Origin of the sequence: Sphingopyxis sp. MC1, from assembly GCF_000371385.1 — a bacterium.
GTDB lineage: Bacteria > Pseudomonadota > Alphaproteobacteria > Sphingomonadales > Sphingomonadaceae > Sphingopyxis > Sphingopyxis terrae.
Genome location: NZ_AOUN01000006.1, coordinates 69,358 through 87,804, shown reverse-complemented (window position 1 = coordinate 87,804; position 18,447 = coordinate 69,358). Strand labels below are relative to the sequence as shown.

At 65.6% G+C, this 18,447-nt stretch carries 15 protein-coding genes and 1 pseudogene; 13 read left to right on the top strand and 3 right to left on the bottom strand.

Annotation, left to right across the window (positions count from 1 at the left end):
* The first annotated feature begins 32 nt into the window (after positions 1–32).
* The 7 genes and pseudogenes from EBMC1_RS09560 (at position 33) to EBMC1_RS09540 (ending at position 5,348) form a co-directional block, all read left to right on the top strand.
* On the top strand, positions 33–818 hold the full coding sequence (locus EBMC1_RS09560; protein ID WP_003044284.1) for a 3-hydroxybutyrate dehydrogenase: 786 nt from the start codon (positions 33–35) through the stop codon (positions 816–818).
* Between the two features lie 82 nt (positions 819–900).
* Positions 901–1,545, top strand: coding sequence for a DUF4893 domain-containing protein (locus EBMC1_RS09555; protein WP_003044281.1), 645 nt, complete (start codon positions 901–903; stop codon positions 1,543–1,545).
* Between the two features lie 43 nt (positions 1,546–1,588).
* A complete protein-coding gene (locus tag EBMC1_RS09550) occupies positions 1,589–2,902 on the top strand; it encodes an amidohydrolase (RefSeq protein ID WP_003044278.1) in 1,314 nt (437 codons plus the stop codon).
* 131 nt (positions 2,903–3,033) lie between these two features.
* Positions 3,034–3,174, top strand: a pseudogene (locus EBMC1_RS18785) (LuxR C-terminal-related transcriptional regulator); the annotation flags it as partial.
* Positions 3,175–3,426: 252 nt separating this feature from the next.
* Positions 3,427–3,858, top strand: a complete 432-nt coding sequence (locus tag EBMC1_RS18780; protein WP_231292900.1) for a hypothetical protein — start codon at positions 3,427–3,429, stop codon at positions 3,856–3,858.
* A gap of 257 nt (positions 3,859–4,115) precedes the next feature.
* Complete coding sequence (locus EBMC1_RS18090; protein WP_003044272.1) at positions 4,116–4,292, top strand: DUF465 domain-containing protein; 177 nt, start codon at positions 4,116–4,118, stop codon at positions 4,290–4,292.
* Positions 4,293–4,361: 69 nt separating this feature from the next.
* Positions 4,362–5,348, top strand: coding sequence for a TerC family protein (locus EBMC1_RS09540; protein ID WP_003044270.1), 987 nt, complete (start codon positions 4,362–4,364; stop codon positions 5,346–5,348).
* Between the two features lie 104 nt (positions 5,349–5,452).
* Here the strand turns inward: EBMC1_RS09540 and EBMC1_RS09535 are convergent, their stop codons facing one another.
* On the bottom strand, positions 5,453–5,752 hold the full coding sequence (locus tag EBMC1_RS09535; RefSeq protein WP_003044268.1) for a hypothetical protein: 300 nt from the start codon (positions 5,750–5,752) through the stop codon (positions 5,453–5,455).
* A 206-nt stretch (positions 5,753–5,958) separates the two neighbouring features.
* Positions 5,959–7,551, bottom strand: coding sequence for an isocitrate lyase (locus EBMC1_RS09530; protein ID WP_003044264.1), 1,593 nt, complete (start codon positions 7,549–7,551; stop codon positions 5,959–5,961).
* A 137-nt stretch (positions 7,552–7,688) separates the two neighbouring features.
* Here EBMC1_RS09530 and EBMC1_RS09525 point away from each other — a divergent pair, with 137 nt between their 5' ends.
* Both EBMC1_RS09525 and EBMC1_RS09520 read left to right on the top strand, forming a co-directional pair.
* Complete coding sequence (locus tag EBMC1_RS09525) at positions 7,689–9,077, top strand: helix-turn-helix domain-containing protein (protein ID WP_003044262.1); 1,389 nt, start codon at positions 7,689–7,691, stop codon at positions 9,075–9,077.
* Between the two features lie 108 nt (positions 9,078–9,185).
* Positions 9,186–10,514, top strand: a complete 1,329-nt coding sequence (locus tag EBMC1_RS09520; RefSeq protein WP_003044259.1) for an HD-GYP domain-containing protein — start codon at positions 9,186–9,188, stop codon at positions 10,512–10,514.
* On the opposite strand, the gene EBMC1_RS09515 is transcribed toward EBMC1_RS09520, so the two are convergent.
* On the bottom strand, positions 10,511–11,548 hold the full coding sequence (locus tag EBMC1_RS09515) for a mannose-1-phosphate guanylyltransferase (protein WP_003044257.1): 1,038 nt from the start codon (positions 11,546–11,548) through the stop codon (positions 10,511–10,513). The genes EBMC1_RS09520 and EBMC1_RS09515 overlap by 4 nt on opposite strands.
* A gap of 123 nt (positions 11,549–11,671) precedes the next feature.
* On the opposite strand from EBMC1_RS09515, the gene EBMC1_RS09510 reads away from it, so the two are divergent.
* Genes EBMC1_RS09510 through EBMC1_RS09495 form a run of 4 tightly spaced genes read left to right on the top strand, consistent with a single transcriptional unit; the run spans position 11,672 to position 18,434 of the window.
* Positions 11,672–13,060 (top strand): TIGR03013 family XrtA/PEP-CTERM system glycosyltransferase, encoded by a 1,389-nt coding sequence (locus EBMC1_RS09510; protein ID WP_003044252.1) that lies wholly within the window; start codon positions 11,672–11,674, stop codon positions 13,058–13,060.
* A gap of 2 nt (positions 13,061–13,062) precedes the next feature.
* The gene (prsK, locus tag EBMC1_RS09505) at positions 13,063–15,216 is read left to right on the top strand and encodes an XrtA/PEP-CTERM system histidine kinase PrsK (protein WP_040590083.1); all 2,154 of its coding nucleotides are present in this window, start codon (positions 13,063–13,065) and stop codon (positions 15,214–15,216) included.
* The gene (prsR, locus tag EBMC1_RS09500) at positions 15,213–16,589 is read left to right on the top strand and encodes a PEP-CTERM-box response regulator transcription factor (protein ID WP_003044247.1); all 1,377 of its coding nucleotides are present in this window, start codon (positions 15,213–15,215) and stop codon (positions 16,587–16,589) included. Before prsK ends, prsR begins: the two co-directional genes overlap by 4 nt.
* Entirely contained in the window at positions 16,590–18,434 is a 1,845-nt protein-coding gene (locus EBMC1_RS09495; protein ID WP_003044243.1) for a tetratricopeptide repeat protein, read from the top strand.
* Positions 18,435–18,447: the final 13 nt, after the last annotated feature.

The window sequence follows — 18,447 nt, the reverse complement described above, 5'->3', positions numbered from 1 at the left end:
ATCATTATCTCCCCCCGAAGAAAGGATTATTTATGCGACTGCAAGGCAAGACGGCTCTCGTCACCGGATCGACGTCGGGCATCGGCCTCGGCATTGCCAAGGCGCTCGCCGCCGAGGGCGCGAACATCATCATCAACGGCTTCGGCGAAGAGGCGGCGATCGAAGCCGAACGCGCGGCGCTGCAGGTGCTGAACGGCGGCAAGGCCGCCTATGATGGTGCCGACCTGACCAAGCCCGACGAGATCGAAGCGATGTTCAAGCGCGCCGACAAGGACATGGGCGGCGTCGACATCCTCGTGAACAATGCGGGCATGCAATATGTCGCGCCGGTCGAGGATTTCCCGGTCGAAAAATGGGACATGATCATCGCGCTCAACCTGACCGCGGCATTCCACACCATCCGCCATGCGGTTCCGGGGATGCGCAAGAAAGGATGGGGGCGGATCATCGGGACCGCATCGGCGCACTCGCTCGTCGCCTCGCCGTTCAAATCGGCCTATGTCACCGCGAAGCACGGCCTTGCGGGCCTGACCAAGACGGTTGCGCTGGAAGTTGCCGAAGCCGGCATCACCGTCAATTGCATCAGCCCGGGCTATGTCTGGACGCCGCTCGTCGAGAACCAGATCCCCGATACGATGAAGGCGCGGCACATGACGCGCGAGCAGGTCATCAACGACGTGCTACTCGCTGGTCAGCCGACCAAGCAGTTCGTGACGGTCGAGCAAGTGGCCGCGATCGCCGCCTTCCTGACCCGCGACGAGGCCGCGAACATCACTGGCGCCAATCTGAGCGTCGATGGCGGCTGGACCGCCGCCTGAGGGCGCTTGCGCGCGTCCCGCCCTTGAGCATTCGTCCGTCGCCTCCTAAGGGTTAACCAAAGCCGATCAGGAGAGACGGAGAATGCGGGGTCGCACTACGCTTGTTTCCACCCTGGCGCTGGGGTTGACCCTTGGCGCCTGCCAGACCGTGCCCGCCGTGCCGCCTTCGGCGGCCGACGCCCCTGCGTCCGCAGGAACGTGGCGCGCGACGGCGACCGATCAGGACAAGGAACGCATACGCAGCTGGTACAAGAGCTGGCAGGCGGCGCTGACCGATGCGCGCGCGAAAGGCTACGGCGCCGAAATCGAGCGCGAGGGCGTTTTGCTCGAGCCGATGGCGGCGCTGCCCAATCCGCACATTCCCGCCGGCGATTACCGGTGCCGGACGATCAAGCTCGGTACGCAGGGGCGCAGCACGCTCGCCTATATCGCTTATGACTGGTTCCGGTGCCGCATCGCCGACGAGCAGGGCATCGCGAGCTTCGTCAAGCTGACCGGATCGCAGCGTCCCGTGGGCCTGATCTTTCCCGACAGCCTGAACCGGCAGGTCTTTCTGGGCACGCTGCAGCTTGGCGACGAACGGCTGGCCATCGATTATGGTACCGACCGCATGCGCGATATGGCGGGGCTGGTCGAACGGATTGGCGACAATCGCTGGCGGCTGGTGCTGCCGGCGCCGGCCTATGAATCCTTGCTCGACGTGATCGAGCTGGTTCCCGCAAACTGACGGAAAGATTTGACGGGCGAGATTGACGGACAAAGGGGGATTTATGCGGATTTTGTGGACGGGCGTTGCGGCACTGGCGCTGACGATGCCGGCGGCGGCGCAATCGCTGGGCGATCAGGTGCAGCAGCAGATGCCCTCGCTGATGACGATCTACAAGGATCTGCACGCCAACCCCGAACTCAGTTTCATGGAGGTGCGCTCGGCCGGCATTCTTGCCGCCGAAGCGCGCAAGCTCGGCTTCGATGTCACCGAAAAGGTTGGCGGAACGGGCGTCGTCGCCGTGATGAAGAACGGCCCCGGTCCGGTGGTGCTGGTGCGCGCGGACATGGACGGATTGCCGGTGACCGAACAGACGGGCCTGCCCGGTGCGTCAAAGGTTCGCGTGACCACCAAGGAAGGCGTCGAAACCGGCGTGATGCATGCGTGCGGCCACGATACGCACATGACGTCGTGGATCGGCACCGCGCGGCTGATGGCGGCGAACAAGGATAAATGGTCGGGAACGCTGGTGATGATCGGCCAACCCGCCGAGGAGCGCGGCGCGGGCGCGCGGATGATGCTCGAAGATGGGCTCTATACCCGCTTTCCCAAGCCGCAATATGCGCTCGCCTTCCACGACGCGGCGCAGTTTCCGGCCGGAGCGATCGGCTATACGCCGGGCTATGCGCTCGCCAATGTCGATAGCGTCGACATCTTGGTAAAGGGGGTCGGCGGTCATGGCGCCTATCCGCAGGCAACCAAGGATCCGATCGTGCTGGCGAGCCGGATCGTCACCGCGCTGCAAACGCTCGTGTCGCGTGAAATCAGCCCGCTCGACAGCGCGGTCGTCACCGTCGGTAGTTTCCATGCCGGCGCGAAGCATAATATCATCCCCGACGAGGCGCGACTGCAGTTGACGGTTCGCAGCTATACCGACGAGGTGCGCAACCATCTGCTCGACGGCATTGCGCGCGTGGCCAAGGGCGAAGCGATCGCCGCAGGCCTCCCCGACGACAAATTGCCGGTGGTCAGCGTCGAAAAGGACGAATTCACGCCCTCGACCTTCAACACCCCCGATTTTACCGAGGATATGGCAGCGTTCCTGACGACGCGCTTTGGCGACAAGCGCGTGATCAAAATGCCTCCGGTCATGGGGGGCGAGGATTTCGGCCGCTTCTCGCGCGATGACAAGGACATCAAGAGCCTGATCATCTGGGTCGGCGGCGTGCCGCAGGCCGAACTCGATGCGGCGAAGAAGGAAGGGCGGACCCTGCCCAGCCTTCACTCGCCCTTCTGGGCGCCCGACGCGCCCGCGGTCATCTCGACCGCGACCGAGGCGCTGACGTCGATGGCGATGAAGCTGATGCCGAAGGGGTGATCGGCGGATTGGGGCCGACGCGCTGACCTGATTCGGGCGGCTCGGTCGCAGGCATGATCGGCCTGGCCCTAGCGCCATTTCCCAAATAAATTGGGATGGACCTGTCGGTGGCGCTGTGGTGAGCAAAATCCATGTCTGCGAATGACCCGTTTCCCGGCTTGTCTGCGCGTCTTACCGACCGGGAAGTGGAGGTTTTGCGCCTTTTGGTCGCCGGGCATACCGTCAAGACCATCGCGGCGCGCCTGGGGCGTTCGGAAACCTCGATCAATGAGCGCCTGCGCTCCGCCCGCCGCAAGACGGGGGTCGGCAGCAGCCGCGAATTGGCGCGCCTTCTCGACCTCCAAAAAACTTGTGACGAAAATATCGATCTTCCGAAACCGCCCTCCGATGTGGAGCCGTTGGCGCACACCGCAGCCATCGGGGTTCGCGGTTCGAAAGGATTGATCGCCATGCTCTTTGCAATATCCCTGGCCGCCGCCGGATTGATGTTTGCGGCCGCCCCGTCCGCCGACCAACCGGGTTCCTTGAACGCCGCCCATGATACGGCATCGCGTTCCTTGCCGCTGGTCGGAAGCTGGTCGCTGGACGCATCGCAGTTGCCCGAAAAAGAACGGCCCCGGCGGGTGACGATCAGCTTCCGGCCAGCGCAGGACGGCAAGTGGACGACGCGCGTCGAAATCGTTGCGCCCGATGGCTCGGTCAAATATTCGGAATCGACCGCCGCGCTCGATGGCGTCGCCGTGCCGATCACCGGCAATATGGGGTTCATCGACACCGTCGCCCTGCGTCAGCCGGCACCGGACACATTGGTAATGACTTTGGGCAAGGCAGGCACCCGGGTATCGACGCGGGTCTATACCGTCGCCAAGGATCTGAAATCGATGACCGAAACGATCGTCTGGTCGAGCGACAATAGCCAGAAGCTGGAAACCACGCATTTCAATCGCGTCGAGTGATCGACGCGTAGCGTCCCGTCGCCGGCAGGCGTTCTCCCAAATGTCCCCGGGAGGACTTGCAAGCGGCGGGGCGCTATCCTACATTTGAAAAGTGCGGGCCGGGCCCCTCTGGCGTCGGCGGGATATTTCCCGCCACGTGATGTCGGACCGCATCGGGTGACACCGATGCCTTGGCGGCCCATCCTCCCCCCTACCAAAGGGCCCGGCATCGGCGTCACCTGTTTTGAGCAATCTCAATCAGGAGGCGCCTTATGTCCATGAATACCCACATTTATCGATTGACCGTGCTGCACCGCAAGCTCGACGACGCCGTGCGTCGCGAGCGCGGACGGCGTGGCGGCGATCCGTTTCGCCTGTTGCGGCTGAAGAAGCTGAAGCTGGCGGTCAAGGATCGCCTTGCCATGCTCGCGCGGCGCCCGGCCTTCGGCCGCTAATCATCGATAATCCATGATATGGGCGCGTCGCTTGCGAGCGGCGCGTCCCTTCTTTTGGGACGGACGCATATGGAATTTCTGTTTTCCGACTGGCTCGGCACGCCGGTCTGGTTCTGGGCCGCCTTCATCGGCCTTGTCGTCGCGCTGACCGCATTCGACCTTGGCATCCTGCACAAGGAAAACAAGGAGATGGGGATCGGCGAGAGCCTGAAGCTCTCGGCGCTCTATATCGGTATCGCGCTGGCCTTCGGCGCCTGGATCTGGGCGGAGAAGGGCGGCGAGGCAGGCCTGCAATATTACACGGGCTTCTTCATCGAGAAGGCGCTGTCGATCGACAATATCTTCGTCATCTCGCTGATCTTCGCGACTTTTGCCATCCCCGCGCGCTATCAGTATCGCGCGCTGCTGTGGGGCATCGTCGCGGTGATCGTGCTGCGCGGGATCATGATCGCGGGCGGCGCGGCGCTGGTTACCGAATATGAATGGCTGCTCTACGTCTTCGCCGCCTTTCTGGTCTTCACCGGCGTCAAGATGCTGTTCCCGAGCGACAAGCCGATGGACGTTGCGGGCAATCCCGTCGTCCGCTGGCTGTCGCGGCACATTCCGATCACGCCCGATCTGCATGGCGAAAAATTCTTCGTCCGCACGATCGACAAGAAGAGCGGCAAGCTCGCGCTCGCCGCGACGCCGCTGTTCCTGGCACTGGTGGTCATCAATCTGGCCGACCTCGTGTTCGCGGTCGATAGTGTGCCGGCGATCTTCGCGATCACGACCGACACCTTCATCGTCTATACGTCGAACATCATGGCGATCCTCGGTCTGCGCGCGCTCTATTTCGCGCTCGCCGCCATGGTCCACCGTTTCCACTATCTGAAATATGCGCTGGCGCTGGTGCTCGTCTTCATCGGATCGAAGATCTTCGTTGCCGACTTCCTGCTCGGCGGGGCCAAATTCCCGCCGCTGATCAGCCTGGGCGTCACGGTCGCGTTGATCGCGGGCGGCGTGCTCTGGTCGCTCGTCAAGACGAAGGACGGCGACGCATCGGCGTCGACATAGGAAGCGTGCGGGCCGCTTCTATCCCCAACGGGGGGTAGAGGCGGCCCGAATTGCAACCTGCATGGGAACTCCGGCAGAATATGCCGGAGAGCCAGCGGACCGGATCAGATCGACAGGACGAGCGTGTCTTCGTCCTTTGGCGCCACGGGCTCAAAGGCCGGGAGCGGGTCGAAGCCTTCGTCGACCAGCTCGGTCTGCGCCAGTCCATCGAGCTTGAAATGGCCGAGCCGGCGCTCGTCGTCGGAACGCCAATTCTTGTCGAGGTTGAGCGCGCTGACGAACAGCGCGCCGTGGCGTTCGAACATCAGATGCGGCGCGAGGCGCATCACATTGCCATTGTAGCGCGCGGTCACGGTTCGCTTGCGCGCGATGGCTTCCATCAGTTTCAGTCGGGTATCGTTCATGGGGAGATGCCGTTTGTGGGGAGAGGGATTTTTCTATTTCCCCCATAATGCACGCAAATCGGCGGGATACAAGGCCAATGGGGTAAGTCACCGTATCCAGACAAAAATGCCCGCCGGACATCGATCGACGTCCGGCGGGCAGGCTTTCCTCCCCAGGAAAGCTCGGAAGGCGCGGGGGGCAACGAAAACCCCCGCGCCAAACTGGGTCAGGCGGCGAACTGGTTCATCGTATTGTCCTTGCCCGCGGCCTTGAGAGCCGCTTCGCCGGCGAAATATTCCTTGTGGTCGTCGCCGATGTCGCTGCCCGACATGTTCTGATGCTTCACGCAGGCGATGCCCTGGCGGATTTCCTTGCGCTGGACGCCCTTGACGTAGCCGAGCATCGCTTCGTCGCCGAAATATTCCTTGGCGAGATTGTCGGTGCTGAGCGCCGCGGTGTGATAGGTTGGCAGCGTGATGAGGTGGTGGAAGATGCCCGCCCGCTTCGCCGCGTCGCGCTGGAAAGTGCGGATGCGGTTGTCGGCCTCGATCGACAGCTCCGTCTCGTCATAATCGGCGCTCATCAGCTTGGCGCGATCATAGGCGCTGACGTCCTTGCCTTCGGCCTGCCAGCTGTCGAACACCTGCTGGCGGAAGTTGAGCGTCCAGTTGAAGCTCGGCGAATTATTGTAGGCGAGCTTCGCATTGGGCACGACTTCGCGGATGCGGTCGACCATGCCGGCGATCTGTTCGATGTGCGGCTTTTCGGTTTCGATCCACAGCAGGTCGGCGCCGTTCTGAAGGCTGGCGATGCAGTCCATAACGCAGCGATCCTCGCCGGTTCCGGGGCGGAACTGATAAAGGTTCGAGGGCAGGCGCTTCGGGCGCATCAGCTTGCCGTCGCGGTTGATCAGGACGTCGCCGGGGTTGCCCGCGCCTTCGACCTCTTCGCAGTCGAGGAAGCTGTTATACCGGTCGCCAAGGTCGCCCGGTTCCTTCGAGAAGGCGATCTGCTTGGTCAGGCCCGCGCCGAGGCTGTCGGTGCGCGTCACGATGATGCCATCCTCGACGCCGAGTTCCATGAAGGCGTAGCGGCAGGCGCGGATCTTCGCGATAAAGTCTTCGTGCGGCACGGTGACCTTTCCGTCCTGGTGACCGCACTGCTTTTCGTCCGAAACCTGATTTTCGATCTGCAGCGCGCAGGCGCCGGCTTCGATCATCTTTTTGGCGAGCAGGTAGGTCGCCTCGGCGTTGCCGAAGCCGGCATCGATGTCGGCAATGATCGGCACGACATGCGTTTCATGATTGTCGATTGCGGCCTGAACCTGCTTGGCCTTGAGTTCGTCGCCCTCGGCGCGCGCGGCGTCGAGATCGCGGAACAGCATGCCGAGTTCGCGGGCGTCGGCCTGACGCAGGAAGGTGTAGATTTCCTCGATCAGCGCCGGGACGCTGGTCTTTTCGTGCATCGACTGGTCGGGCAGCGGACCGAATTCGCTGCGTAGCGCCGCGATCATCCAGCCCGACAGATAGATGTAGCGGCCCTTGGTGGTGCCGAAATGCTTCTTGACCGAGATCATCTTCTGCTGCGCGATGAAGCCGTGCCAGCAGCCGAGCGACTGGGTGTAGTTGGCGGGATCGGCGTCATAGGCAGCCATATCGGCGCGCATGATCCGCGCGGTGTAGCGGGCGATGTCGAGGCCGGTGCGGAACTTGTTCTGGGCGCGCATGCGCGCGACGCTCTCGCCGCTGATGCCGTCCCAGGTGCCATCATAGTCGCGGATGAGGCGGCCAGCCTGTGCCATGTCTTCCTGATAACCCATCGTCATATCCTTGTGAGAGGTGATGGTTGGATGGTGGCGAAAGTGCCGCCGAAAGTGAAAAGCTTTGTCAATAATATTTGTGAAATATGGCCATCAGGTGTAAATTAGCGTGTAAATCGGTAAAGAAAGTTACAATTATGGCGGAGCGGCGGGTGTTTGCAGGTCCGGCGGTGCGCAAGGTCCGGCGCGAAGCGGCAATGACGCAGGCGGCGATGGCCGAGGCGCTCGATATTTCGCCGAGCTATCTCAACCTGATCGAGCATGGTCAGCGGCCCCTGTCGGCGACGGTGATCGTGCGCCTGGCCGAGCGTTTCGGCTTCGATGCCGCGAAATTGGGCGCCGAGGACGTGCCCGGCGGGCTTGCAGGCCTGCGGCGGCGGCTTGCCGATCCGCGCTTCGCCGATCTCGGCATCGGCGCGCAGGAGGTCGATGAATGGCTGCAGACTGCGCCCGCGACCGCCGCGGCCTTTGCGCGGCTGTTTGACGCGGCGCCGGAGGGGCGCGCGGACGTGGAGGGCGATGCCCCCGAAGTGGCCGCGGTGCGCCGCGCCATCGAGAAATGGCGCAACCATTTCCCCGACCTCGACGCCCGCGCCGAGGAACTGGCCGATGAATTGCGCCTTGCGGGCGGCGACCTTTACGGCACGATTTCGGAGCGGCTGCGCACACGCCACCAGCTTGGCATCCGCATCCTGCCCGCCGACGTCATGCCCGACCGGCTCCGCTGGCTCGACTGGCATGCGCGGCAATTGATGCTGAACGAACTGCTGCGCCCTGCAAGCCGGACCTTTCAGGCGGCGGCGACGCTGGCGCAGATCGAGGCGAAGGACGAGATCGATGCGCTGATTGCCGGCGCGGAATTTGCCGAAGCGGCGGCGGCGCGGCTGTTCGAGCGGCACCTGATCCAATATTTCGCGAGCGCGCTGATGATGCCCTATGGCCGCTTCCTGCGCGCCTGTGATGCGACGGGTTACGATCTGCTGTTGCTGCAGCGCCGCTTCGGGGCGAGCTTCGAGCAGGTGGCGCATCGGTTGACGACGCTGCAGCGCGTGGGTGCGCGCGGGCTACCCTTCTTCATGCTGCGCATCGACCGCGCGGGGCAGGGGAGCAAGCGTTATGCCGGCGCGAGCCAGTCGCCGCTCGTCGACGGCGATGCGCGCTGCCCCTTGTGGGGCGTCCACGAAGCGTTCGCGCGCCCCGGCGAGGTGGTCGCCGATCTGGTCGAACTGGAAGACGGATCGCGCTGGTTCACGCAGAGCCGCAACGTGGCGGCACCCGGCGCAACGGGGGGCGGGACGCCGGCACGGTTCGCGGTGTGCGTGGGCGTAGATGCCAAGGTTGCGGCGCCGCTGATCGCCGCGCGCGGCCTGGACCTGATGCGCAGCGCCGCGACGCCGATCGGCCTTGGTTGTCGTCGCTGCACGCGGACCGGCTGCGTCCAGCGATCGGCGCCGCCGATCGGCCGCCCGCTGCGCTTTCGCGAGGGCGAACGCGGCGTGAGCGCCTTCGATTTTGCGGGCGATTGAGTTTCCGTCCCAAAACGGGGCAGCGCATATACCCGCTTTTAAGAAAGTCTATGTAGCGCCGGAGGTTGGCATCGGGGGGATGCCAAGGACCTGTTGGGACCGCGCGTTATGTTGGTTCGGATAAAGCCCGAAGAGGCTCAGATCGGGATGTTCGTCCACGGCTTCGAAGGCTCGTGGTTCGATCACCCATTTTGGCGTCGGCATTTTCGCGTCGAAACGATGGAACAATTGCTGCGTATCCGCGCCTCCGCAATCGACGCGCTGATCATCGACAAGAGCCGCAGCGACATCGATGAAGCGACGGACGCGCCGTGGCCCGAGTCGGTCGCGGCGAAGCTTCCTGCGCGTCCCCAGCCATCGCGCGCCGCGGCACGGCCGATCGCCTGGCCCGAGCCCATGGTGCCGCCGCCTCCGCCGCCGCGCGACGAACCGCGCCAGCGCAAGGGCTATGCCGCCGAATGTCGCCGCGCGCGCCGCGCCATCGAACGGTCGCGCGAAGCGGTCAGCGAAATGTTCGAGACCGCCCGGCTGGGCCGCGCGGTCGAGGCCCGGCGGATGGTGCCGCTCGCCAAATCGATCGGCGCCTCGATCGAACGCGATCCCAAGGCGTTGATCAATCTCGTCCGCCTGAAGGAAAAGGACCAATATACCTATCTCCATTCGGTGGCGGTGTGCGCGCTGATGATGAATTTCGCGCGGCATCTGGAACTCGATGAGCGCGTCGTGCAGGATCTGGGCGTCGCCGGACTTCTTCACGATGTCGGCAAGATTGCGATTTCGGACGACATTTTGACCAAGTCCGGGGCGCTGTCGGATCTTGAGCGCGATTCGGTGCGCGGGCATCCGGCGGCCGGCCACCGATTGCTCGCCAATTCGAAGGATGTTCCCGACGCGGCGCTCGAAGTCTGCCTGCGGCACCATGAGAAGGTCGATGGCGCCGGCTATCCCGATGGCCTGTCGGGCGAGGCATTGTCGCTGTTCGCGCGGATGGGTGCCATCTGCGACGTCTATGACGCGGTGACGTCGGAGCGTCCCTACAAGGATCCGTGGACGCCGTGCGAGGCGCTGACCGAAATGCAGCAATGGCAAGGGCATTTCGATAGCCGTCTGCTCGAACAATTCGCCGACAGCCTGGGCATTTATCCGGTCGGGACGCTGGTGCGGCTGTCGTGCGGCGAACTGGGCGTCGTGACGGGCAGCGCGGGCGACTATGCTGAGGATGTCATGGTGCGCATCTTCTTCGATTGCGAGACGCTGACCGAGATCGCGTTCCACGACCGCGCCATCGGGCCATCGGCAGATAATCCGCGCATTGTGGGACGCGACAGCCCGACCTTCTGGCGCTTCGCCGATTGGGACGCGATGCGCCACCGGATATTGGCGGCGCAGGTCGATATCCTGCCCGCGGAGGGGGATGGCGCGCGCCTCGCGCCCTAACCGCGCGCCTTGGCGGCGGCGCGGACGTCTTGCGAGCGGTCGAGCGGCATGACGAGAATGTCGTCGCCGTCGACGATGACCGCGACGCCCTCCATCCCGACGAGCGACACGCGCTTGCCGCCGGCGCGGACAAGATTGCCGTGGCTGTCGTGCAGGAACGCGTCGCCGCTGACCGCGTTGCCGTCGGCATCCTTGCCGCCAGCGAGGGCGTGGACGGCCTGCCAGCTTCCGAGATCCGACCAGCCCATCGCCACGGGAACGACGGCGACGCGGTCGTCCTTTTCCATCACCGCATAGTCGATCGAATCGGAGGGCGCGGCAGCGAAGGCGTCGGCGTCGGCATAGAGCGCGTCGCCGTCATAACCGCCCGCAGCGACGGCGCGGTCGGCGGCTTCGAAGATCGCGCGGCAATGGGTGAGCATCGCATCGCGCATGCGGCCGGCGCGAAACAGGAAAATGCCCGCGTTCCAGCTATAGCCTCCTTCGGCAAGCATAAGTTCGGCCTCGGCCAGCGGCGGCTTTTCGACGAAGCGGGCGACCGCGAAACCATCGTCGCCGAGCGCGGCGCCGCTGGCGATATAGCCGAAGCCGGTTTCGGGGCGGTCCGGGGCGATGCCGAAGGTGACGAGCCAGTCCTGCTGCGCCAGATGCGCGCCCTTGGCGATGGCGGCGTGGAACGCGGGAACGTCGGCGATGATATGGTCGCTGGGCATGACGAGCAGCAAGCTGTCGGCGTCGGCGCGCGCCACCGCAAGCGCGATGGCGGCGGCGGTGTTGCGCGGCATCGGTTCGACGAGCAGCGCGACCTCATGATCGCCCATCTGGTCGCGCACGGTCGCGACATGGCCTGTCCCGCACAGGATCACGGGCGGCGTGAAATGCGGCCCGGCGGGGGTGCGGGCGACGGTTTGCCGGAACAGGCTTTCGGAGCCGGTCAGCGGCAGGAACTGCTTGGCGCGATCACCGCGCGATTCGGGCCAGAGGCGGGTACCCGCGCCGCCGCACAGGATGATCGGTTGAATTTCGGTACTCATCCCTTGGCTCTATCCTCTGTCAGTCGCGCGGTCATCCCCGAATAGGGCCCGGCGCGAGTGTAAAATTAACCGACACTTCACGCCTCGACCCTAGGATGACTGCCCGAAAGGGCCAGGCGCAACATGTTCCGTTTGTTCAAACATTATGTCCCGCACGCGGTCGTCTGGCTCGCATTGCTCGAATTTGCAGCGCTGTTTGCGTCTGCCAATGCGGCGTGGGCGCTTTATGCGCATATCGCCGGCTTCGATGCCGGTGACTTCGGCGATCGCTGGTTGCCGCTCACCACCTTTGCCGTCGCCAATTCGCTCGCGATGATGGCGACCGGCATGTATGGCGCCGAAGCGCTGCGATCGATGAAATTCGCGACGGCGCGCCTGCTCGCCGCGGTGTCGCTGGGCGTCATTTTCCTTTCGGTGGTCGGCTTTCTCTTGCCGACCGCGACGCTGTGGCGCGTCAACAGCTTTTACGCGATGGGATTGGCGATCGCGGCACTGTTTCTCATCCGGCTGGCGCTGACGCAAAGTGCGGGCGCCGATGCGTTCAAGCGGCGCATCCTCGTGCTGGGCGCCGGCGCGCGCGCAGCGCGGCTGCGCGCGCTGGCCGAGGCGCCGGGAAGCGGCATCGACGTCGTCGGCTTCGTTGCGATGACCGGGAACGAGCGCACGATTGCCGAGGCGGTCCCACGCGAAGCGATCGCGAACCTCTCCGACCATGTCGTCGCGCTGCGCGCGGGCGAGGTCGTGCTCGCGATGGAGGAGCGGCGCAACGCGCTGCCGCTCGCCGATCTGCTGCGCGTCAAGACCACCGGCGTGCATGTCAACGACATCGCCAGCTTCATCGAACGCGAAACGGGCCGCGTCGATCTGGCGACGACAAACCCCAGCGTGCTGATCTTTTCCGACGGCTTTTCGGCGGGGCAACGCATCTCCAAGGTCGGCAAGCGGCTGTTCGATATCGTTGCCAGCCTGATCGTGCTGGTGATCGGCCTGCCGCTCGCGCTGATCGCGGCGCTTGCCGTGAAACTCGATAGCAAGGGGCCGGTCCTCTATCGCCAGCCGCGCGTCGGTTTGTTCGGCGAACCTTATAATATCTTGAAGATCCGTTCGATGCGCACCGATGCCGAAGCGGCGGGCAAGGCGGTGTGGGCGGCGGAAAACGACCCCCGCATCACGCGCGTCGGCCACATCATCCGCAAGCTGCGCATCGACGAACTGCCGCAGCTCTGGTGCGTGCTGAAAGGCGAGATGAGCTTCGTTGGCCCGCGCCCCGAACGGCCGAGCTTCGTCGACGAACTCGAACGCCAGCTGCCCTATTATGCCGAACGCCATATGGTGAAGCCCGGCCTGACCGGCTGGGCGCAGATCAACTATCCCTATGGCGCGTCGGTCGAGGATGCGCGGGTGAAGCTGGAATATGATCTTTATTATGCAAAGAATTATTCGCCCTTCCTCGATCTTCTGATCCTGCTCCAGACGGTGCGCGTCGTGCTGTGGCCGGAGGGCGCGCGCTGACGATGACGCTGCTCGCCGGCCTTACGCATTTGCTCGCCGGGCTTGGAACCTTGGGCTTTTCGGGTGCCGCGATCTGGCTGCTCGTGCGGCCGCGCGCGCGCATGGCGGCCTTGCTCACCGCGCCGCGCGCCACGATTGCGGCGGCGGCGGCGATGGCCGTGTGGTGCGGCGCCTTGTGGCTCGCAGGGCCGGACAGTGCGGCCGCGCTCGTCGTTCAACCGCTGCGCGATGCGGCGATCCTGCTATGGCTCGGCGCCAGTTTCTGGAGTGCGGCGGCGCCGATGGGGCGGCCGCTGCGGCTGGTTCAGCGACTACTGCTGACGATCTGTTTCCTGATGTTCGGTATCGGCGCGCTGTCGATCTGGCAGGGCGGCGATGCGGCCGAATCCTGGGCGGCGCCGACGCTTGCGATTTCGGCGATGATCGTCGCGACCGGCGGCTTGATCGTCGTCGATGGCGGCGTGCGCCGCGCGAGCGCCGCGATCCGCACCCCGGTGCTGGCAATCGCCGGCGGCTTCGCGATGCTGTGGACCTATGAGCTCAATATCCAGTTCATCGGGGCGCTGACCGGTACCCGCGCGACGACGCTGATCGCGCTGCTTCCCGCGGTCGCGCTGTTGATCCTGCCGCTGTTCGTGCTCGCCGCGATGGACGTCGGGCGCGAGCGTATCCGCCTGTCGCGCAGCGTCGCGGCACGGGGGATGTTGCTGCTCGCTGCGGCCGCATATCTGGTGCTGATCGGCGTCGTCGGGGCGGTCACGCGGCTGATTGGCGGCGATTATGGAGAGGCGGCCCAGGGGATCTTCCTGATCGCGGCGCTGGGAATCGGCGGCCTGCTGCTGCTATCGGCGCCGACGCGCGCCTGGCTGTCGGTGATGATCTCCAAGCATTTCTTCGAGCATCGCTATGATTACCGTGCCGAATGGCTGCGCTTCACCGCGACGCTGGGCCAGTTCGGTGAACGGGCGGGCGATGGCGTGGAGGGGGGCGAGGATGGGGGCGATCTCCACCGCCGTGTCGCCAAGGCGCTTGCCGAACTGACCGGCAGTCCCGGCGCGCTGCTGCTGGTACCCGACGGGCAGGGCGGCTTTCGGGCCGCTGACCGGTGGCGCTGGGCCGAGGCGGGCGAAGGTGAGGGGCAGGGCGATGCGTCGCTGTCGCCGCGATCGGCCTATATGCTTCAGGAAACGCGGCACATCGTCGATCTCGACGCCGAACGCGCGGGCAAGCGGCAGGGGGCGGAGGATCTGGCGATTCCCGACTGGCTGCTCTCCGACCCGCGGGCGTGGGTGGTGGTGCCCGTGCTGCATTTTCAGCGGATGATAGCGGTCGTGGTGCTCCACCGCCCGCCGGTGTCGCGCGCGCTCGACTGGGAGGATCTCGACGTGCTGCGCATCGCGGGCCAGCAGGCGGCGAGCTATCTGGCCGAAGCGCAGGGACAGCAGGCGCTGTCGGAAGCCAAGCGCTTCGACGAATTCAACCGCCGCTTCGCCTTCATCATGCACGACATCAAGAATCTGGCGAGCCAATTGTCGCTGCTCGCGCGCAATGCCGAGCGCCATGCCGACAAGCCGGAGTTTCGTGCCGACATGATCGAGACGCTGCGCATTTCAGCCGGGCGCCTGTCCGACCTGCTCGAACGGCTGTCGCCGCGCGGGCGCGGACCCGCGGGGGAACGCGGACGGGTATTGATCGAGCCGGTGCTGAACGACGTTGCGGCCGAGGTGCGCGCGCGGCGCGCGCTGTTCGTCGGCTGTCAGGCTGGGCTGTCGGCGTGGGGCGATGCGGCGTCGATCCGCCAGATCGTCCAGCATCTCGTCACCAATGCCATCGACGCCTCGCCGTCCGATACGCCGGTGCAACTGATCGCGGTCGCCGAACAGGGCCGGGTGCGGATCGATGTCATCGACCAGGGCAGCGGCATGACGCGCGCCTTCATTCGCGACGAACTGTTCAAACCCTTTGTTTCGACCAAGGATGGCGGCTTCGGGCTGGGGGCGTTCGAGGCGATGGGATTGGCGCAGGCGATGGGCGGGCGGATCGAGGTGACGAGCGAGCCGGGCAAGGGCAGCGATTTCTCGCTGTGGCTGCCGCTCGCCGACGGGCGCGACGCGGTGAATGACGATCAGGACGACAGGAAAGCGGTAAATCAATGAGCGACACCGGCGCGCCCCACCCGAAACTGCTGGTCGTCGAGGACGATCCGGGGCTGCAGACGCAGCTCAAATGGGCGTATGAAGATTATGAGGTGCTGGTCGCGGGCGACCATGACAGCGCGATCGACCTGTTGCGCGCGGAAGAACCTTCGGTGGTCACACTCGACCTCGGCCTGCCGCCCGATCCCGACGGGACGCGCGAGGGCTTCCGCATCCTGCAGGCGATCCTCGAGCTGAAGCCCGATACCAAGGTGATCGTCGTTTCGGGGCATGGCGAGCGCGCCAGCGCCCTTGCCGCGATCGCGAACGGGGCGTGGGACTTCTATCAGAAGCCGATCGACATCGACGAGCTGGGGCTGATCGTCCGCCGCGCCTTTCACGTCCGCGCGCTCGAGGTCGAAAATGCGCGGCTTGCCGAGGCGGGGACGGGTGACAATCGCGTCCTCGGCGGCATGATTACCGGCGCCCCCGAAATGCAGAAGGTCGCGCGCACGATCGAGCGCGTCGCCAACCTCGACGTGTCGGTGATGCTGCTAGGCGCCAGCGGCACGGGCAAGGAATTGCTCGCGCGCGGGCTGCACGAGGCGAGCGGCCGCCGCGACGGCGCTTTCGTCGCGATCAACTGCGCCGCCATCCCCGAAAATCTGCTCGAAAGCGAATTGTTCGGGCATGAAAAAGGCGCGTTTACCGGCGCGCTCAAAACCACCGAGGGCAAGATCGAGCTGGCGCACGGCGGCACGCTGTTCCTCGACGAAGTCGGCGACATCCCGCTCCCGCTGCAGGTGAAGCTGCTGCGCTTCCTGCAGGAACGCACGATCGAGCGCATCGGCGGCCGCAAGCCGATTGCAGTCGACACGCGGATCGTCTGTGCAACGCACCGCGACCTCGACGCGATGATCGCCCAAGGGGCCTTCCGCGATGACCTTTATTACCGGCTCGCCGAAATGGTGGTGAAGATCCCCGCGCTCGCCGAACGGCCGGGCGACGCGGTGCTGCTGGCGCGGCATTTCCTGCATAAATATGCGCCCGAAATGAACCCGGCGGTGCGTGGCTTTACCCCCGACGCGTTGCAGGCGATCGATGCGGCGCGCTGGCCGGGCAATGTGCGCGAGCTGGAAAACCGGATCAAGCGCGCGGTCATCATGGCCGACGGCAAGCTGGTGTCGAAGGACGATCTCGACATGGCGGGGCGCGGCGACGAGCCCGGGGAAAGCCACCTCAATCTGCGCAGCGCGCGCGAAGCCGCCGACCGCGTGGCGATCCGCCGCGCGATGACGCAAAGCGAGGGGAATATCTCGCTTGCCTCGAAATTGCTCGGGATCAGTCGCCCGACGCTTTACGACCTGCTCAAGCAATATCGGATTCAGGCCTGAATGGCATGGCGCGGGCCTTGGCTGGCCGTGCTGGTCGCGGCGTCGGCGCTCGCCGGCTGCGCCGCGCCGCAGCCGCCGGGTTCGCGCGCCGACCTGCAGGAACGCCGCGCCGAACTGCAACGGGCGGTCGCCGACGATCCGCAATCGTTCGAACCGCGCATCCGGCTGATCCGCATATTGTTCCGGCTTGGCGACGGAGTGGCGGCTGAGGCCGCGGTCAAGGCGACGATCGAGGCGGGCGGCAATCGCGCCGTGCTGCGCCCGCTGCTCGCGCGCGCCTATGCGATGCAGGGCGACGGCCGCCGCGCCTTCGACGAACTCGACGGCGGTCCGATCGCGCCCGAAATGATGGGGGAGGCGGCGTGGGTCGCGGGCAACGTCCATCTGGCCAATGGCGACCTTGCGTCGGCGCGCGACGCCTATGACCGCGCGGTGCGCGAATTACCGCGCGATTCGATGTTGTGGGTCGATGTCGCGCGCTTCCGCAATGCCAATGCCGATATCAAGGGCGCCCGCGATGCGGCCGACTATGCGATCGAACTTGATGGAGCGAACAGCGCCGCGCTGGCGCTGAAGGCCAATCTCGTCCGCACCGAGGAGGGGCTGCGCGCATCGCTGCGCTGGTACGACGCGGCGCTTGCCGCCGATCCCGACAATGCCGGGGCGCTGATCGATCAGGCCGCGACGCTCGGCGACATCGGTCGCTATCGCGACATGCTGGTCGCGTTGCGCCACGCTGCGACGCTGATCCCCGGCGATCCGCGGATCTATTATCTGCAGGCGGTGCTCGCGGCGCGCGCCGACAATTATCAGCTCGCGCGCAGCCTGCTCCAGCGCACGCGCGGGCAGATGGACGACGAACCGGCCTTCATGCTGCTGAGCGCCATCGTCGAGTTGCAACTGGGCGGCGAGGCAGTCGGCGCGAGCTGGGCCGAGCGGCTGCTCGCCGAGCAGCCCGACAATTTCACCGCGCGGCGTGTGCTGGCTGCGGCGAACTGGGCCGATGGCGACGACGACGGCGCGATGGCGGCGCTGCAACCGATCGTCGATCGCGGCGACGCCGATAGCTGGTCGCTGCTGCTTGCTGCACGCGTCGCTGCCGAAGAAGGCCGAGGCGGCGTATCTGCGGATTATCAGGCGCGCGCCGCCAGTCTGGCGCGCGGCGAGGCGGGGCCCTTTGCGGTCGATAACGACTATGGCCTGGTCGCGATGGCGGCCGATGCCGCCCCGCTCGATCCGGCAAAGGCGATCCCGGCGATCGCGGCCGACATGGCAAGCGGCCAATATGCCCGGGCCATCGCGCGCGCGACGCGGCTGCGCGACGCCAATCGCGGCGTCGCCGACGCGCATATCCTGCTCGGCGACGCGGCGCTGGCGGGCGAGCGCTATGATCTTGCCATCGCCGCCTATCGTGCCGCGCGCGATCTCGACGCGGGCGAGCGCACGACGCTGCGGCTCGCCAACGCGCTGTATCGCTCGGGCGATCCGGCGGGATCGGGCGCGGCGATCCTCGCGCTGCGCAATCGCCAGCCATCGAGCCTCGCCGCCGAACGGCTGGCAGGGCACCTCGCGATGGACTTGCGGCATTGGGATCAGGCGATCGCCCATTTCGAACGGGTGCGGCAACGGATCGGCAACCGCGACGTGGTCATCCTGCGCGAACTGGCGCGGGCCTGGGCCGCAAAGGGCGACGACGCCCGCGCGCTGCCGATGATCGCGCTCGCCTATCGCCTGCAACCGCTGAACGCCGACATCATGCGGCTCTATGCCGATCTTCTGGAACGGCGGGGGAAGGACCAGGCAGCAGCCGACCTGCGCGACAAGGCCGATCAGATCGGACGGTGAGGGCTTAGCGTGC

What these genes read in the sequence shown, in the direction of transcription:
- EBMC1_RS09535 (WP_003044268.1), bottom strand. Translation starts at nt 5,752, where the DNA reads ATGAACGATACCCGACTGAAACTGATGGAAGCCATCGCGCGCAAGCGA.
- prsR (WP_003044247.1), top strand. Translation starts at nt 15,213, where the DNA reads ATGAGCGACACCGGCGCGCCCCACCCGAAACTGCTGGTCGTCGAGGAC.
- EBMC1_RS09525 (WP_003044262.1), top strand. Translation starts at nt 7,689, where the DNA reads ATGGCGGAGCGGCGGGTGTTTGCAGGTCCGGCGGTGCGCAAGGTCCGG.
- EBMC1_RS09540 (WP_003044270.1), top strand. Translation starts at nt 4,362, where the DNA reads ATGGAATTTCTGTTTTCCGACTGGCTCGGCACGCCGGTCTGGTTCTGG.
- prsK (WP_040590083.1), top strand. Translation starts at nt 13,063, where the DNA reads ATGACGCTGCTCGCCGGCCTTACGCATTTGCTCGCCGGGCTTGGAACC.
- EBMC1_RS09515 (WP_003044257.1), bottom strand. Translation starts at nt 11,548, where the DNA reads ATGAGTACCGAAATTCAACCGATCATCCTGTGCGGCGGCGCGGGTACC.
- EBMC1_RS18090 (WP_003044272.1), top strand. Translation starts at nt 4,116, where the DNA reads ATGAATACCCACATTTATCGATTGACCGTGCTGCACCGCAAGCTCGAC.
- EBMC1_RS09510 (WP_003044252.1), top strand. Translation starts at nt 11,672, where the DNA reads ATGTTCCGTTTGTTCAAACATTATGTCCCGCACGCGGTCGTCTGGCTC.
- EBMC1_RS09495 (WP_003044243.1), top strand. Translation starts at nt 16,590, where the DNA reads ATGGCATGGCGCGGGCCTTGGCTGGCCGTGCTGGTCGCGGCGTCGGCG.
- EBMC1_RS09550 (WP_003044278.1), top strand. Translation starts at nt 1,589, where the DNA reads ATGCGGATTTTGTGGACGGGCGTTGCGGCACTGGCGCTGACGATGCCG.
- EBMC1_RS09555 (WP_003044281.1), top strand. Translation starts at nt 901, where the DNA reads ATGCGGGGTCGCACTACGCTTGTTTCCACCCTGGCGCTGGGGTTGACC.
- EBMC1_RS09530 (WP_003044264.1), bottom strand. Translation starts at nt 7,551, where the DNA reads ATGGGTTATCAGGAAGACATGGCACAGGCTGGCCGCCTCATCCGCGAC.
- EBMC1_RS09560 (WP_003044284.1), top strand. Translation starts at nt 33, where the DNA reads ATGCGACTGCAAGGCAAGACGGCTCTCGTCACCGGATCGACGTCGGGC.
- EBMC1_RS09520 (WP_003044259.1), top strand. Translation starts at nt 9,186, where the DNA reads ATGTTGGTTCGGATAAAGCCCGAAGAGGCTCAGATCGGGATGTTCGTC.